The sequence below is a fragment of the Parabacteroides sp. AM08-6 genome, from assembly GCF_003473295.1.
In the GTDB taxonomy this organism is placed as follows: Bacteria; Bacteroidota; Bacteroidia; order Bacteroidales; family Tannerellaceae; genus Parabacteroides.
The window spans coordinates 24555-40456 of record NZ_QRMP01000005.1; the positions used below are offsets into that span (position 1 = coordinate 24555).

General features: G+C 40.2%; 13 protein-coding genes. 8 read left to right on the forward strand and 5 right to left on the reverse strand.

All coding sequences use genetic code 11. The features are described 5' to 3' along the window. Positions 1-33: 33 nt before the first annotated feature. The 5 genes from DW103_RS05610 to DW103_RS05630 form a co-directional block, all read right to left on the reverse strand. Positions 34-1005, reverse strand: a complete 972-nt coding sequence (locus tag DW103_RS05610; protein ID WP_122274685.1) for a DUF4249 domain-containing protein — start codon at positions 1003-1005, stop codon at positions 34-36. An 11-nt stretch (positions 1006-1016) separates the two neighbouring features. Next, entirely contained in the window at positions 1017-3734 is a 2718-nt protein-coding gene (locus DW103_RS05615) for a carboxypeptidase-like regulatory domain-containing protein (RefSeq protein ID WP_370453463.1), read from the reverse strand. Positions 3735-3737: 3 nt separating this feature from the next. After that, on the reverse strand, positions 3738-4610 hold the full coding sequence (locus tag DW103_RS05620; RefSeq protein ID WP_122274687.1) for a FecR family protein: 873 nt from the start codon (positions 4608-4610) through the stop codon (positions 3738-3740). 15 nt (positions 4611-4625) lie between these two features. Next, a complete protein-coding gene (locus tag DW103_RS05625; protein ID WP_122274688.1) occupies positions 4626-5363 on the reverse strand; it encodes a DUF5036 family protein in 738 nt (245 codons plus the stop codon). A 207-nt stretch (positions 5364-5570) separates the two neighbouring features. Beyond that, entirely contained in the window at positions 5571-6122 is a 552-nt protein-coding gene (locus DW103_RS05630; protein ID WP_122274805.1) for an RNA polymerase sigma-70 factor, read from the reverse strand. 203 nt (positions 6123-6325) lie between these two features. Between DW103_RS05630 and DW103_RS05635 the strand changes: the two genes are divergently transcribed. The 8 genes from DW103_RS05635 (at position 6326) to DW103_RS05670 (ending at position 15846) form a co-directional block, all read left to right on the forward strand. Beyond that, positions 6326-7546, forward strand: coding sequence for an alkaline phosphatase family protein (locus DW103_RS05635; RefSeq protein ID WP_122274689.1), 1221 nt, complete (start codon positions 6326-6328; stop codon positions 7544-7546). Between the two features lie 370 nt (positions 7547-7916). Next, the gene (gene rpsF / locus DW103_RS05640; protein ID WP_122274690.1) at positions 7917-8270 is read left to right on the forward strand and encodes a 30S ribosomal protein S6; all 354 of its coding nucleotides are present in this window, start codon (positions 7917-7919) and stop codon (positions 8268-8270) included. 2 nt (positions 8271-8272) lie between these two features. Further along, positions 8273-8542: a 30S ribosomal protein S18 gene (gene rpsR / locus DW103_RS05645; RefSeq protein WP_005637107.1), complete on the forward strand. Its 270-nt coding sequence runs from the start codon at positions 8273-8275 to the stop codon at positions 8540-8542. A 21-nt stretch (positions 8543-8563) separates the two neighbouring features. Next, positions 8564-9007 carry a 50S ribosomal protein L9 gene (rplI, locus tag DW103_RS05650; RefSeq protein ID WP_122274691.1) on the forward strand — a complete coding sequence of 148 codons (444 nt, stop codon included), beginning with the start codon at positions 8564-8566 and terminating at the stop codon, positions 9005-9007. Positions 9008-9130: 123 nt separating this feature from the next. Beyond that, positions 9131-10357 (forward strand): N-acetylmuramoyl-L-alanine amidase, encoded by a 1227-nt coding sequence (locus tag DW103_RS05655; RefSeq protein WP_122274692.1) that lies wholly within the window; start codon positions 9131-9133, stop codon positions 10355-10357. A 28-nt stretch (positions 10358-10385) separates the two neighbouring features. Beyond that, entirely contained in the window at positions 10386-11270 is an 885-nt protein-coding gene (locus tag DW103_RS05660; protein ID WP_122274693.1) for an MlaD family protein, read from the forward strand. Between the two features lie 378 nt (positions 11271-11648). Beyond that, a complete protein-coding gene (gene dnaA, locus DW103_RS05665) occupies positions 11649-13046 on the forward strand; it encodes a chromosomal replication initiator protein DnaA (RefSeq protein ID WP_122274806.1) in 1398 nt (465 codons plus the stop codon). Between the two features lie 256 nt (positions 13047-13302). Next, on the forward strand, positions 13303-15846 hold the full coding sequence (locus DW103_RS05670; RefSeq protein WP_122274694.1) for an adenosylcobalamin-dependent ribonucleoside-diphosphate reductase: 2544 nt from the start codon (positions 13303-13305) through the stop codon (positions 15844-15846). The last annotated feature ends 56 nt before the right edge of the window (positions 15847-15902 follow it).

Genomic DNA, 15902 nt, shown 5'->3' on the forward strand with positions numbered 1-15902 from the left:
AATACTTTCCTGCATAACAACGGTGTACCGTTTTTAGTGTCGCTTGTCTATGATTCTGATGATGATTTTACTGTCGGCACTGGCACCTACAAAACCCAGTCCTCCTTCTACATTATCGGGTATGATGACCGGTTCCATGAACGTTTCATCATAATCTTCCGATTGCAGGCAATTGAGGGCACGCAGGTATCGATACATCGGTTCGCTGATACTAAGTATACGGATGGCGTAATCCATCACGTATACATCCGGTTCGTAATACCGGGTATATACTTTTAACGTATAAGAGGCATCAGGGAAACGCCTGTCGGTAAATACGTTGTTGACATTCCGGATAGCCATGTCCATAAAATTATATTCGTCGTCGTCCGATGTTGTCATATGCCCGTCGGTGAGTACAACATCCTCCTGGTTGATAATCTCCACATAATTTGTAGGTTCCCAGTCGTCTGGCAATTCTTCACCGAAATAGATACCTTCTTGGATAACAAGCTGGTAGTAATTCTTCTCTCCGGGACGGTCGTTGATTTTGATTTTATACTGCATACATTCCGTCATGCCGTAATCTATCTTGAACAATGTGCGGCAAGTGTCGACTTCTATTTGGCTTACAGGGTAAGGCATTTCCGTTTCGGCCGAAGCGTGGAACTTCCCATTTTCTGCAGTTGCTTCCAGCCGGATATGGTCGCCCGGATTTAATGGAGTCTCTAATACACATGCTTTAAGAGAGTCCTTTAGACCGCTGTTTATCCAAAGAATTTTAGCTTCGGCCGTCTCTTTTTCTTCCCCGTTGATAAAAAGTTTGACAGAGCCATTGCCTACTTGCACCATTTCTGCATCCTTTGCGATACGGAGATATACTTTGTTCTCTTTTTTTCCGGCTTCCAAAAAAGCATTCATCAGTAATTGCGGTTCCTGATGCTCTTGTTGGAAAAAAATTTCATTCTCACAGGAAATCAGCGTAGTGAGGCAAAGTACGAATATATATAAGAATTGCTTTTTCATGCCAATGGTGTTTAAAATTTGAATGTATAGGTGATAGACGGAATACAAGGTAAAAGCGTTTGCTTGATTAGCTTTGTCTTTGTTTTCGTTTTGTATTGCATGGCTCCGCTTTCATCCGGATAACCGTTGTAATAGATTTTTTCCCGTTCCAGATGAATCAGGTTCGGATTCATTTCGTTGTATACATTATAGATGGAAATATTCCAGGTCTGTATGCCTCGTCGTACTTTTTTGTGGAAGTTTATACCGAAATTCAGCCGATGGCTACTGGGAAGGCGATAATTATTCCGTCGAGAAATGTAATTCTGTTCATCTATATAGCCTTCGTTACCGGGTAACATAATACCGGTCAGTCGTTCGGAAATGGTAGCTGTCCCACCGGTATTAAATATCCAAGTGGCGGCTATGTCTACCTTTTCGTTAAATGTGTGGTTCAGGCAAAGACTGATACTGTGGCGACGGTCGTATTTATAAGGAAAACGCTTGCCGTTGTTGATGCTCCCATCCTTGAATATACGGTCGCTTTTGGATAAGGTGTAAGCTAGCCATCCGGTTGTTTTTCCTAATGTCCTTTGTGCCAGTATCTCTATCCCCATGGAACGTCCCCGGCCCATTTCAACTTTTTCCTGCCAGCTGTTGGATGTACCGAAAAATGAAGCACCATCCTGATATTCCAATACATTGTGCATCTGCTTATAATAACTTTCAAGCGAGAATTCCCACCCTTTGAGTCCGGTGTAGTAACCGCCAAGTGCATACTGTTCGGAACGCATTGGACGGATGTTTTTGGTGACGGGGACCCAAAGGTCGGTGGGTAAAGAGATGGGCGAAGAAGACAACAGGTGAACATATTGTGCCATTTGCGTAAAAGAAGCTTTTACGGCAAACCCTTTATTCATACAGTAACGAGCCGACAAGCGGGGTTGTGCAGAAAGATAACTTTTTCCTTGCGTATGAAACAGGGCTAAATGGAGACCGGCATTTATACTTAAACGGCTGCCTATATTCAAATTGTCTTCCACATAGGCTGTTAATTCATGCCCGTAAATATTATCGTCATCCGCTATGCGATAGACAGTATCTTGTCCGGCAGTTCCGGTTTCCTGCTCTGATACGCGAGAGGTGGTGATTTCCGGATGGAAAGTATGAAATAGATAAGCCGCTCCGAATTTGAGGTGGTGGGAAGGAACGGGAGTATAGTCAAAGTCTGTCTGGAAACTCCAGTCTTGTATGCCGGAACGGTAGTTGGAGTTGTAAGTGTAAGATTGATTGGTATCTATTCCGTAGTTTTCTTTTCGATAGCCACCGGCCATTAGCATTTTATATTGATTGAATGCTACGGTTGTATTGCTGAATAATTTATTATTGAATACATAATTCCAGCGTGCTGCTGTAATCGTGTTTCCCCAGTCGAGTTTTATTTTGTTGTTATAGAAATAAGTATGAGGCTTCCCACTTTCCGTTCCGTCATACTCCTTTTCCTGGTCGAAATGATAATGGTCTTTTCCTTTATAAAAGCTGACGAACAACCTGCTGCGGTCCGAGAATTTATGGTTTACTTTCGCATTGATATCGTAGAAATAATAACTATATTTCTCATCATCGTCCATAAACGGTTTCGCCAGCAAATCCAGATAAGTACGCCGGGCTGTAAAACAGAATGAAGTGCGGTCTTTCAGGATTGGCCCTTCCAGATGCAGCTTGCTGGTTAGAAGACCGACGCTGATTGTTCCGTGAAACTTTTTCATATCTCCGTCGTTTGTCCGTATGTCGACAATAGAAGAGAGGCGACCTCCAAAACGGGCAGGGAAAGATCCTTTGAACAAGGTGACCTTTTTCACGGCTTCCGGCGTAAAGACGGAAAATACACCCAGCAAATGGTCGGCATTGTATATCGGTATTCCATCCAGTAAAATCAAATTCTGGTCGGGTCCTCCTCCGCGCACATATAGCCCGCTAAAGCCCTCCACACCGGCTTGTACACCGGGTAATAGTTGGATGGTCTTTAGTAAATCGGCCTCTCCGAGTACTGTCGGAGTATTACGTATTTGAGTGATAGGTACTTCGAGCGCTCCCATTGCCGTCGAGTGGATACCGGCTTCTCTACGGTCGGATAATACAATTACTTCTTCCAGTTGATTGTTTGCTTTTAACCGGATATTGAGTACCGTATCCCGACTTAATTGAAATTTGTATTGTTTTGTATCGTATCCGAGGTAAGAGAATGATAAATTTGTATCTCCTTCGGGCAGCGTAAGTGTATAGAACCCGAATGAGTTCGTGGATGTTCCGGTATGTCGCCGGTGTTCGAGGATATTAGCTCCAATCAGTGTTTCGGATGAGATGCTATCGTTGATATACCCGCTGATAGTATATTTTTGTCCGGAGCTTTTCCGAAGTTCCGGACGTTTCTGCAATAGGATGTGTTTTCCTGAAATTTCGAATGTTATCGCTTCATCTTTGAATGCTTTATCCAGTATTTGGCTGACAGTGAGCCGGCGGGCATCTATGGTGATTGGCGTTTTGAGTTTTACTTTTTCCCCATAGATGAAAGAGAAGCCGGATACAACCTCCATTTGTTTCACGAATTTATCTAAAGTCGCTTGTTGAATGCTGAAATCCAATTGTGCCTCTTTATCCTGTGCATAAAGGGATGTTACACAGAGAATCATCCACAACAACGTCGTCAGACAGGTGTGGAAAGGTGAACTGTACAAGAAATGCCTCATAATTTATTTAGAGCTGATGATTATCGTATCGTTTGTTTTTGTATAATTGAAGTTGCCTGCTTCTTGTAGCAGATGAAGTATTTCTTCCAAGCCCTCATTATGGGTGAAGTGGGCTCTTATCCGGAAACTTCTCAAATAGGTATTTGTTATTTTAATTTTTACTTGAAAAGCATGTGAAAGTTGCCGGGCAATTTCCTGTAGCGGAAGATTGTCGAAAATGAAATTACCGCCACACCAGTTTATTTCGGCTGAGCTTTCCGGTGTCATTTCGCGTTGAAGCTTTTTCTCCGTTCGGTTGTAGACGGCACTCTCATTGGGAGATAATACAACTTGCCGGCTTTCATCCCGGAGACTGACAGCTACAGAGCCTTCGAGAAGAGTTGTTTTCACTTCCGTATCACCGGGATAAGCTTCCACATTGAAATGAGTCCCTAAAACCCGGATATTGACCGGGTTTGTTTTTACGATAAAAGGATGCAGGGTATCTTTCTCTACCTCGAAATAGGCTTCTCCTTTTAGTTCGACAATTCTTTTTCTTCCTTTGAAACGGCTAGGATAGTATAATGTCGAGTATCGGTTCAGGGTTACCTGAGTCTGGTCTGGTAAAGTCACTGTGCGTATCTCAGCCAGCGTAGAGGCTGTCTGCATGGGAGCTGGCCATAGTTTGTCGTATGTATACCAACCTGCCAGACATAATAATATTGAAGCGGCGATACTACTGGCAATACGCCATAGTTGTCGCTTTTTATTTGAAGGATTAATCCGCTTTTCCAAAAGCTTCCAACTATTTGAGGCTGAAAAGCGTCCACGTGGCGAGCGGGTGGAACTTGTAAGTTCATCCAGTATTTTATCAATATCATCGTGTGTTGGTTCCATAATCTAGCGGATTTATTATTGTTGCATGCCTGCTTGGAATTTTATGTGAGTAAACGTAGTACCCGAACGGGCATATATCGTATAATCTCCATAAGGGCCATAAATTCGGTTAATACTTTTCAATAGTGTGACCTTTAATACCCCATCTTTGATTTGTATGTCAAAGGCATCTTTATCATCATCCAGATATGCACTAAAATATAATTCTGTATTTTTCGGCAATCTATATTCTATACAATCTCCTATATAGTCTATATTTCCTATGTTTTCCCCACATCCCGGCAAATCGTTTGTCTCCGGATAAGCTAATACATATTTCACAACGGTCCCGGTTGTGATACCCTCTTGGGTTATCGGAGCTACAACATAGGCCTTATAATAACCGGAACCAATCATTATAGCTCTAGTCCCTGAAGGAAAGTCTTGAATAACATCTTCGTCATAAATATGATATAAATGGTTGGAAATGACCGCTGTCTCTCGACTGAGATTGTTCAATAACATTTTTGTGGGGGTACCTAATCCTGACGTTTTTCCCATATCTGCAATAAAACAAGAAGATGTTTTGAAGTTGTTGGCTGTATTGATATATACATCGGATGAGCCTAATAAGGTTTTTCCGTTTTGTTCGTTTTTCATATTCAATGTTATATAACCCTCCGGCTCTTTGTTTTCTTCATTGTCACTACAGCTTACACAGTTGATTGTACAAAGGAATGAGAAGAGTATTCCAAATAAATGTTTTGTTTTCATTTTAACCTTTTGCTTAATTAATTCTTTTTAAATAAAGACAGGCTAAGAGAAAGAATTCACTACGCTTGTTTGGTTAATAAGTATTAATTCGTGGCGTTTGTTCGAGTAGATGTCAAATAGCTGTTTTTTTAGAAGATAAATTCCGGATTAGTGATTTTGAACTTTGAGAATGAAAATCTTTGTTTTTAAGTATCCTTTTGTCAGGATTTATTTGTTTATAAACCGGCTTAACATTTCACGTAACCGTTTGACTGCTTTCTGAAGCTGGACATCTACTGTATTAACGCTGGTGTTTAATTCTTTTGCGACCTGGGCATACGATTGCTTTTCTTCGCGTATGCGGATAAATACTTCCCGGCAACGTTCCGGCAGACGGTCGAGGGCCTTGACATAGTGGGCGAAAAGTTCTTCGCCAATTAAGATTTCTTCGGGAGATTTATCTGTTTTAACAACAGTGTCTTTTTCTATCGTCAACTCTTTTCGGTGCTGTTCCTTTTCGAGATAATTTAAAGCAGCATTTTTAATAGTAATAAAGAAATAATCTTCCGGATTGGCGATTTGATGTAAAGAAGCCCGGTGTTCCCATATTTTCAGGAATACGTCTAAAACAACTTCCTGAGCCCATTCTTCAGTGTGTAGATAGTAGTAAGCAATACGAAAGAAACGATCAAAATATAGAGCGTACAATTTACGTAGGGCTGTCTGGGAGTTTTCCTCCTGTATTTGCCGTAAATATTTTCTAACCTCCTGCTCTTCCATCGTCAATCTTTCATTTACAGCCATTTATCCTTGGGCTTATGTCTTTGATAACTTCAAATAAGTGCGCTAAGATAGTCAAATAAATATCCGGAGCAAATCAATTAAAATAATTTAGGTGGTCAAATTTGTATTATATGAAGAATAAACTGTAGTTTTACAATGTTTTCTCTTTTATTTAATGCGAATTTTAATATTGATTGAATATGAGATTATTATGGGTGTCTTTTTTCTTTTGTTTTTGTAGTATAAATTTGTTGGCTAAGACTCATAAAGCCTTATACATAATTATAGATGGAGTTCCGGCTGATCAGATAGAACGTTTGCATACGCCGGCTATTTTCGAAATTGCTTCTAAAGGTGCTTATGCTCGTGCCTATACCGGTGGAGAAGTAGGAGGTTATTCACAGACTCCGACTATTTCGGCAATCGGATATACCAGTCTGTTGACTTCTACGTGGATGAATAAACATAATGTAGGGGGTAATTCCGATTTGAAACCGAATTATAATTATTGGACGTTGTTCCGTATAGCAAAGGAACAGACTAAACCTTGTCGGACAGCAATCTATTCGAGTTGGACGGACAATCGTACGGTCCTTCTTGGTGAAGGCAAACCGGAGACTGGCTATTTGAAAATAGATTATGTAAAGGACGGGTATGACTTGGATACCCTTCATTTCCCGAAGAAAGAAAAAGAGTTGCATATTTTTGATATTGACGAACAGGTTTCCAAAGATGCAGCTGAAGGTATACGGAAGGACGCACCTGATTTGAGTTGGGTTTATTTGTGGTACACCGACGATGCCGGGCATATCGCTGGAAACGGAGCTTTCTTTGATGAATATGTCCGGAAAGCGGATGCTCAGGTTGCCCGTATATGGGAGGCTGTGAAATATCGTGAAGCTAATTTTGATGAAGAATGGATGGTGGTTGTGACTACCGACCACGGACGTACGGAAAGTGGCCATGGACATGGCGGCCAATCTCTTCGTGAACGAACTACGTGGATTTCGACGAATATCCCAGTCAACAAATACTTTAATGCCGGACAATTAGCGATAATCGACATCGCTCCGTCTATTTGTCGTTTTATGAATTTCGAAGTTCCGCAATCTGTCTTATGGGAACAGGATGGTATATCTTTTGTCGGCCAAACTGATATTTTCAATTTGCAGACATTGCCCTATGACGATACGGTCGAGTTGACTTGGGAATATTGCTCGAAAGGGACGCCTGTTACCATTTATGCTGCAGTCAGCAATCATTTTAAGGAAGGAGGAACGGACGAATGGATAAAATTGGCGACTGTACGCTCCGGTGAAGGAAAGTACCGGGTAGATTTGAGTTCATTGCCGGTTAGTAAGTTTTATAAATTTGTTTTGGTAACAATGAATAATCATTTGAACCGCTGGGTAATAAGGTGAAAAAGTTTATCTCCGCAGATTGACAGGATGTTCTCTATTTTGGAGTTTTGCTATCGGATTGATACGTTAAAAAGAGTTACATGTGCGGGTAATTTATTTTACTCGCTCTATTAATCCGATTTAGTCGCTATAGTGGTGACATTTTGATAATCAGGAAAACCCATCCCAAGCATAAGATTTGAATTTTTTAGCCCGAATTGGAGTTATAGTATAAACTCTTAATAAATCCTGGCATATCTGAATTCTTTATTTAATGCGTTGAAGATTTTAATTAACACATAAAAAATATGCGTATGGGTTTGTCGTTTAGAGAAAACTTTATACCTTTGCCCCGCAAATTTAATTATTAACAAATATAAAACAGTGTTTTATGAACAATTATGAAACCGTTTTCATTTTAACTCCCGTTTTGTCTGACGCACAGATGAAGGAAGCGGTAGAAAAATTCACGAACCTCCTGAAAGCGGAAGGTGCAGAAATCGTGAACGAAGAAAATTGGGGCTTGCGCAAGTTGGCTTATCCTATCGACAAGAAAACAACAGGCTTCTATCAGTTGGTTGAATTCAAGGCGAATCCGGAAACAATCGCAACGTTGGAAGTTAACTTCCGTCGTGACGAACGTGTTATCCGTTTCCTGACTTTCCGCCAGGACAAGTATGCAGCAGAATATGCAGCAAAGAGAAGAAATCTGAAATCATCTAAAGAAACAGTAAAGGAGAATTAATCATGGCAGCAACTCAATCAGAAATCAGATATTTAACTCCGCCTTCAGTAGACGTTAAAAAGAAAAAGTATTGCCGTTTCAAAAAGAACGGTATCAAGTATATCGATTACAAAGATCCTGAATTCTTGAAGAAATTCCTGAACGAACAGGGTAAAATTCTTCCGCGTCGTATCACCGGTACTTCTTTGAAGTTCCAACGTCGTGTCGCTCAGGCTGTTAAAAGAGCTCGTCACCTGGCGTTGCTTCCTTACGTAACCGATTTAATGAAATAATAAAAAGAGAGGAGACAGAATATGCAAGTTATTTTGAAAGAAGACGTAATCAATTTAGGTTACAAAGACGATATCGTAACAGTTAAAGACGGTTACGGACGTAACTTTCTAATCCCCAAGGGTAAAGCAGTTATCGCATCTGAATCTGCAAAGAAAGTATTAGCTGAAAACTTGAAACAACGTGCTCACAAGTTGGCTAAGGTGAAAGAAGATGCTCAGGCTTTGGCTGCTAAATTGGAAGGCGTTGCGCTGACAATCGGTGCAAAAACAAGTTCTACCGGAACTATTTTCGGTTCTGTTACGAATATTCAGGTGGCTGATGCTTTGGCTAAGGCTGGCTTTGAAGTTGAACGTAAGCTTATCTACATTAAGGAAGCAGTTAAGGAAGTTGGTAGTTATAAAGCTACTCTGAAACTTCATAAAGAAGTGTCAGTAGAGATTCCTTTTGAAGTAGTTTCTGAATAATTCAGGATATAGATAAAGTTAAAAGGGTGGTTCCTATCGGAATCACCCTTTTTTTGTTCGAAAAAAACTCTTTAGAGTCGGTAAAAAGCATTACATTTGCCCTAAATTTGCAGAAAATTTGAAGTGGCAAAAAGAACTTTTCTATATATAAATTTAATAATGGCTTTGTTTTTTGTTTTGCCTGTACTTCAGGCGAAGGAAAAAACATTTACGGTTGTCATTGATGCAGGTCACGGAGGTAAAGATCCTGGAGCTCGGGGTACGATTATTAATGAAAAGGTTATAAATTTGGCTGTCGCTCTTAAGCTGGGAAGTTTGATTTCGGAAAAACATCCCGACGTGAAGGTCGTGTACACACGCAAGACTGATGTGTTTATCGAACTGGACGAACGGGCAAATATCGCAAATCGAAATAAAGCGGACCTTTTTATATCCATCCATACAAATGCAGTGAAGAGAGGAAGTGCCGTAACCGGTACGGAGACTTATACGCTGGGATTGGCTCGTACGGATGAAAATCTGGAAGTCGCAATGCGTGAAAATTCGGCTATTTTGTTGGAGGATAATTATCTGCAAAAGTATGAAGGGTTCGATCCTAATTCATCGGAATCGTATATTATTTTTGAGTTTATGCAGAATAAGCATATGGAGCAAAGTATAAGCTTGGCTTCGGAAGTTCAAAAGAGCTTTTCGGCTGCAAAACGTGTCAACAGGGGGGTGCGCCAAGCTGGTTTTTTGGTGCTTCGTAAAACGAGTATGCCGAGTATTCTTGTGGAACTGGGATATATCTCGAATAGTACGGAAGAACGTTTTTTGGCTTCTTCGGCCGGGCAACAAAAATTAGCGACATCCATTTATAACGCTTTTACAAAATATAAATGGGAATATGACCGGAAGCGTGGTGCGCTTGCTAATTCGGGTACTGTAGCTCCGGGGTTGATGCCGGTTGATGATGGCGGAATATCTGTTTCGAAGCCCAAAGTCGAGCACCTGTCTGCTCCCGCCGGAAGTGAAGAGGATATCCGGCAACGTCGTGCTGCTGCAACAGAATCGGCAAGTCCGAAGCAAGCTGTTGCTGCGGAAAAAACAACTTCGGTTAGACAGCCTGCGAAAGGGCAAAGAATCTTTAAAGTTCAAATACTAACCTCTGATAAAAAACTTTCTCCGGGTTCAAAACTGTTTAAGGGATATAAGGATGTTGATTTCTATGTGGAAAAAGGAATTTATAAATATACATACGGCGAAACAACAAGTTTTGATGAAATAAAAAAAATACGTCGTAAGGTTGCAAAAGACTTTAAGGATGCATTTATTGTTGCATTTAGAGATGGCAAGAAAGTAAAATATTAATTGTAACAGAAAAAAATATTATAAAGAGATGAAAAGTATATTCACCAAAGAAGCGAAAATAGGACTTGTTTCTGTCATTAGTTTGGCTTTACTATATTTAGGAATTAATTACTTGAAAGGAATTAATTTGTTTCAACCTTCCAACCATTATATGGTAGCCTGTACAAATGTGAAAGGAGTGACCATTTCCAGTCCGGTCTTTGTAGAGGGTTTTAAGGTAGGGCTGGTCCGGGATATTATCTACGACTATAATGCAACGGATAAGATAACGGTTGAAATTAGCTTGGAAGACAATATGAAGATAAACAAAGGAAGCTATATTACGATTGTTAATAGCTTTCTAGGAGGTGGTGAGTTGCACATTCATCTGAATAAATATGTGTCCGATTATTTGAAGCCCGGTGCTACTATCGAAGGACGTATGGAATCGGACATGATGCAGTCTGTCCAGGAAAAGATACTTCCGCAGGTGGAGTTGTTATTGCCTAAAATTGATTCTATTTTAGGAGGATTGCAAACATTGGTGAATCATCCGGCTCTTGCGCAATCTTTGGATAATATAGAAAAAACAACCCAGAGTTTGGCAGCTTCGTCACGTCAGTTAAATCAGATGCTAAGTAAAGATGTCCCAGGTATTATGACAGATTTGAAAGTGATTACCGGTAACTTCTCGGACGTAAGTTCTGGTTTGAAAAAGCTGGATTTGGCTACGACAGTCAATACCGTAAATGCTACATTGGATAATATGGAAAAGATAACCTTGAAGCTGAACTCGAAGGATAATAGTATGGGGCTTTTACTTAATGATCGTGCATTGTACGACAATTTAAACAGTACAACGGAAAACGCATCTAAGCTTTTGTTGGATTTGAGACAAAACCCGAAAAGATATGTGCATTTTTCAGTGTTTTGATATAATGTAGTAAAATCTTTTACGTCTGGTTTATTTAGAATTGTTCCAATTAAACGAAAAAGAATATAACACTGTTTACTAACAAGTGTAAGGCCTTTAGATAGAGGCCTCTAAGTAAATATAGGGTACTTTTTTGAGGATATATTACGGTTGAAACAAGTCTGTAGAAATACCCGTAAATAAAGGCTTTTTGTTGACGGCTGTTTGTAATATTCAGCAAATCAGATTGTTACAATTAACTGTCTGACACTAAATGGAATATTAAACAATCAAAAGTTCCAAACAAAATCACACTTTTTTTTTCGGAATTAATTTCTAAACTTTGTAGTCACAAAAAAATATTGAAAGTTATAAGTATAGTTGGGAGAGAAAAAAATCATGCATATGGAATATCAAACTTTGTGGAATAAATGCCTCGCAGTCATTAAGGATATTGTACCTGAGGCCGCTTTTAACACATGGTTCATGCCTATTATACCATTATCATATGAAGACAACAAGTTTACCATTCAGGTACCGAGTCAGTTTTTTTATGAATATTTGGAAGAAAAATACGTAAATGTATTAAAGGTTACCTTATATCGTGTAATAGGGCAAGGTACGGTGCTGAACTACCGTATAATGGTCGATAAGACGACTGGTGGTACCGTTGATTATCCGGCGGAGAATGGCTCGGTTGCTGTTAAAAAGATTACTCCCAAAGATGCAAACAAAGCTCCGAATCCATTTTCCCAGGTTGCTCCCCAGGATTTGGACCCTCAGCTAAACCCCAAATATAATTTCGATAATTATTTTGAAGGAACCAGTAATAAGTTGGTACGTACAGCCGGTGAAGCTGTTGCTCAGAATCCCGGTAAGACAACATTTAATCCTTTGTTTATTTTCGGACCTTCGGGTGTTGGAAAGACTCATTTGTGTCATGCGATAGGAACACGTATCCGTGAACTTCATCCAGAGAAAAAGGTATTGTATGTCTCTTCGCATCTTTTCCGTGTTCAGTTTACAGATGCTATCCGTAAAAATACGACAAATGACTTTCTGAATTTCTATCAGAATATTGATGTCCTTCTGTTGGATGATATTCAGGAACTGATAGGAATGGATAAAACCCAAAATACTTTCTTTCATATTTTTAATCACCTTCATCAGCTAGGAAAGCAATTGATATTGACTTCCGATAAAGCACCTGTAGATTTGCAGGGGATGGAAGAGCGTTTGATTACGCGCTTGAAATGGGGGTTGACAGCCGAATTGAGCCGTCCGGATTTGGATTTGCGTAAAAAGATTCTGAAGAATAAAATAAACCATGACGGTATTGTGATTCCTGATGAAGTATTTAACTTCATTGCCAATAACGTTACAGAGAATGTGCGGGATTTGGAAGGGATTCTTGTCTCGTTAATGGCAAATGCTGTTATCAATAACAAGGAAATAGACCTGCCTCTTACTAAGCGTGTGATTAGTCAGGCTGTTCGTTTGGAAAAGAAACAAATATCTGTTCAGATGATTCAAGAAGTGGTATGTAATTACTTTAATCTTGAACAATCTGTCATTCAGACCCGCTCCCGTAAACGTGAAATTGTACAGGCCCGCCAAATTACGATGTATCTGGCAAAAAAATATACGGATTGCTCTTTCTCTCATATTGGAAAGATTGTGGGGAAAAAGGACCATGCTACGGTGTTGCATGCTTGTAAGACAATAAAAGACCAAATGGAAACCAGTAAGTCTTTCCGCTCTTCCGTAGAGGAAATAGAAGTGAAGCTGAAAAATTGAAGATAATGATAGTTTTCTATCTGAAAAGGATGCACCTTTTGGGTGTGTCCTTTTTTTGTTTTGGAAAACTATGTTGTGTGGCAGGTTTTGCTTTTGGGAAATTATTTTACTTCTGTGAAATTGTAATTTGTTGTAAATCAATAAGTGTTTGTGTGGTAATGGAAAACTTTTCAACAATTTGTGTTTTAATAGTTGGATAATTTGGCAAATACGTAAACAATGCTTAAACTTGCACCATCATAAAACTTAAATAATTGTGGACCTCAAAACTTACACCTTCGATGAAGCATTTAAAGCTTCGCTAGACTACTTTACAGGCGACGAATTGGCCGCTAAAGTATGGGTAAACAAGTATGCCTTGAAGGATGCATTCGGGAATATTTATGAAAAATCCCCCGTTGATATGCACCATCGTTTGGCAAGCGAGATTGCTCGCGTAGAAAAAAAGTATCCTAATCCTCTATCGGAAAGAGAACTTTTTGACCTTTTTGATCATTTCCGTTACATCGTCCCTCAAGGAAGTCCGATGACGGGAATTGGCAATAATTATCAAATTGCCTCACTCTCTAACTGTTTCGTAATCGGATTGGACGGAGAAGCCGATTCGTATGGTGCGATTATCAAAATTGATGAAGAACAAGTACAGTTGATGAAACGTCGCGGTGGGGTAGGACATGATTTGTCTCATATCCGCCCGAAAGGTTCGCCTGTGAAAAATTCGGCACTGACTTCAACCGGGTTGGTGCCTTTTATGGAACGTTACTCCAATTCTACCCGTGAGGTGGCTCAGGATGGACGTCGAGGGGCGTTGATGCTTAGTGTCTCTATAAAGCATCCGGATTCTGAATCTTTCATTGATGCGAAGATGACGGAAGGTAAGGTGACGGGAGCAAATGTTTCTGTTAAGCTTGATGATGATTTTATGAAGGCTGTCGTAAACGGAACTGTTTACAAACAGCAATATCCGATAGATTCGGCTAATCCTACAACTGTAAAAGAAATTGATGCGGCTGCCCTGTGGAAAAAGATTATCCATAATGCCTGGAAGTCTGCAGAACCCGGAGTACTTTTCTGGGATACTATTTTACGGGAATCTGTACCGGATTCGTATGCAGATCTCGGATTCCGGACTGTTTCTACAAATCCTTGTGGCGAAATACCTTTGTGTCCTTATGATAGCTGCCGTCTGTTGGCTATAAATCTTTATTCGTATGTGGTGAATCCTTTTACGAAAGATGCTTATTTCGATTATGATTTATTTAAGAAGCATGTAGGACTGGCACAGCGTATTATGGATGATATTATTGATTTGGAGTCTGAAAAGATTGCACAGATTCTGTCAAAAATAGATGCAGACCCGGAATCGTTGGAAGTAAAACAAAGTGAGCGGCATTTGTGGGAGAAGATTCAGAGAAAGACTTTGCAAGGGCGTCGTACAGGTGTCGGTATTACGGCTGAAGGCGATATGATTGCCGCGTTAGGATTGCGCTACGGAACGGAAGAAGCAACAGATTGTGCGGAAAATGTGCAGAAGACATTGGCATTGGCTGCTTATCGTTCTTCTGTTGATATGGCAAAGGAACGTGGCGCATTTGAAATCTATGATGCTAAGCGTGAAGAAAAAAATCCGTTTATCAACCGTTTGCGGGAAGCTGATGCACAGTTGTATGAAGATATGGTGAAATACGGCCGCCGTAATATTGCTTGTCTGACGATTGCTCCGACCGGGACAACGAGTTTAATGACCCAGACGACTTCTGGTATCGAACCGGTTTTCTTGCCTGTATACCGTCGCCGTCGTAAGGTGAATCCTAATGATGCGGAAGCCCGTGTGGATTTTGTGGATGAAACCGGGGACGCATTTGAAGAATATATTGTATTCCATCATAAATTTGTTACCTGGATGTTGGCTAACGGTTATTCTGCGTCCAAGAAATATACTCAGGAAGAGGTAGAGGAGCTCGTGGCTAAATCGCCGTATTATAAAGCTACTTCCAACGATGTTGACTGGTTGCAGAAAGTGCGTATGCAGGGGCGTATTCAAAAATGGGTAGACCATTCTATCAGTGTAACAATCAATTTACCGGCGGATGTGACTGAGGAACTTGTTGATACCCTGTATGTGGAAGCTTGGAGATGTGGCTGTAAAGGTTGTACCGTTTATCGTGACGGCTCTCGTTCAGGGGTGTTATTGTCTACAGATAACGGGAAGAAAAAGAAAGATGATTGTAATTGCATGGAGCCTCCTATTATTGTGGCAACGCGTCCCCGTGAGCTGGAAGCTGATGTTGTGAAGTTCCAGAATAATCGTGAGAAATGGATTGCATTTGTCGGTTTGTTGAATGGCCGTCCGTATGAAATCTTTACCGGTCTTGCCGATGATGATGAAGGTATCATGCTTCCCAAGAATGTATCAAAAGGGTCTATCATCAAAAGTTATGATGAAGACGGAAATAAACATTACGATTTTCAATTCAAGAATAAGCGTGGTTATAAAATGACTATCGAGGGTTTGGATGGAAAATTCGACCCGGAATTCTGGAATTATGCAAAATTGATATCCGGTGTGCTGCGTTACGGTATGCCTATTGACCAGGTTATTAAATTGGTTCAGGGAATGGAATTGAATAATGAATCTATTAATACTTGGAAAAATGGTGTGGAACGCGCATTAAAGAAATATTTGCCAAATGGTACGGAAGCAAAAGGACAGAAGTGTCCGAATTGTGGACAAGAAACGCTTGTTTATCAAGAAGGTTGTTTGATTTGTACGAATTGTGGCGCTTCCAGATGCGGATGATAAACCTGTAGAATTGTGAATTATAAATTTTGAATGTAAAATGCATGTTTTCCAAC

Coding starts and splice junctions, on each gene's coding strand:
- DW103_RS05625 (WP_122274688.1), bottom strand. CDS start 5,363: ATGAAAACAAAACATTTATTTGGAATACTCTTCTCATTCCTTTGTACA.
- DW103_RS05635 (WP_122274689.1), top strand. CDS start 6,326: ATGAGATTATTATGGGTGTCTTTTTTCTTTTGTTTTTGTAGTATAAAT.
- DW103_RS05620 (WP_122274687.1), bottom strand. CDS start 4,610: ATGGAACCAACACACGATGATATTGATAAAATACTGGATGAACTTACA.
- DW103_RS05610 (WP_122274685.1), bottom strand. CDS start 1,005: ATGAAAAAGCAATTCTTATATATATTCGTACTTTGCCTCACTACGCTG.
- DW103_RS05660 (WP_122274693.1), top strand. CDS start 10,386: ATGAAAAGTATATTCACCAAAGAAGCGAAAATAGGACTTGTTTCTGTC.
- DW103_RS05615 (WP_370453463.1), bottom strand. CDS start 3,734: ATGAGGCATTTCTTGTACAGTTCACCTTTCCACACCTGTCTGACGACG.
- rpsR (WP_005637107.1), top strand. CDS start 8,273: ATGGCAGCAACTCAATCAGAAATCAGATATTTAACTCCGCCTTCAGTA.
- rplI (WP_122274691.1), top strand. CDS start 8,564: ATGCAAGTTATTTTGAAAGAAGACGTAATCAATTTAGGTTACAAAGAC.
- DW103_RS05630 (WP_122274805.1), bottom strand. CDS start 6,122: ATGGAAGAGCAGGAGGTTAGAAAATATTTACGGCAAATACAGGAGGAA.
- dnaA (WP_122274806.1), top strand. CDS start 11,649: ATGCATATGGAATATCAAACTTTGTGGAATAAATGCCTCGCAGTCATT.
- rpsF (WP_122274690.1), top strand. CDS start 7,917: ATGAACAATTATGAAACCGTTTTCATTTTAACTCCCGTTTTGTCTGAC.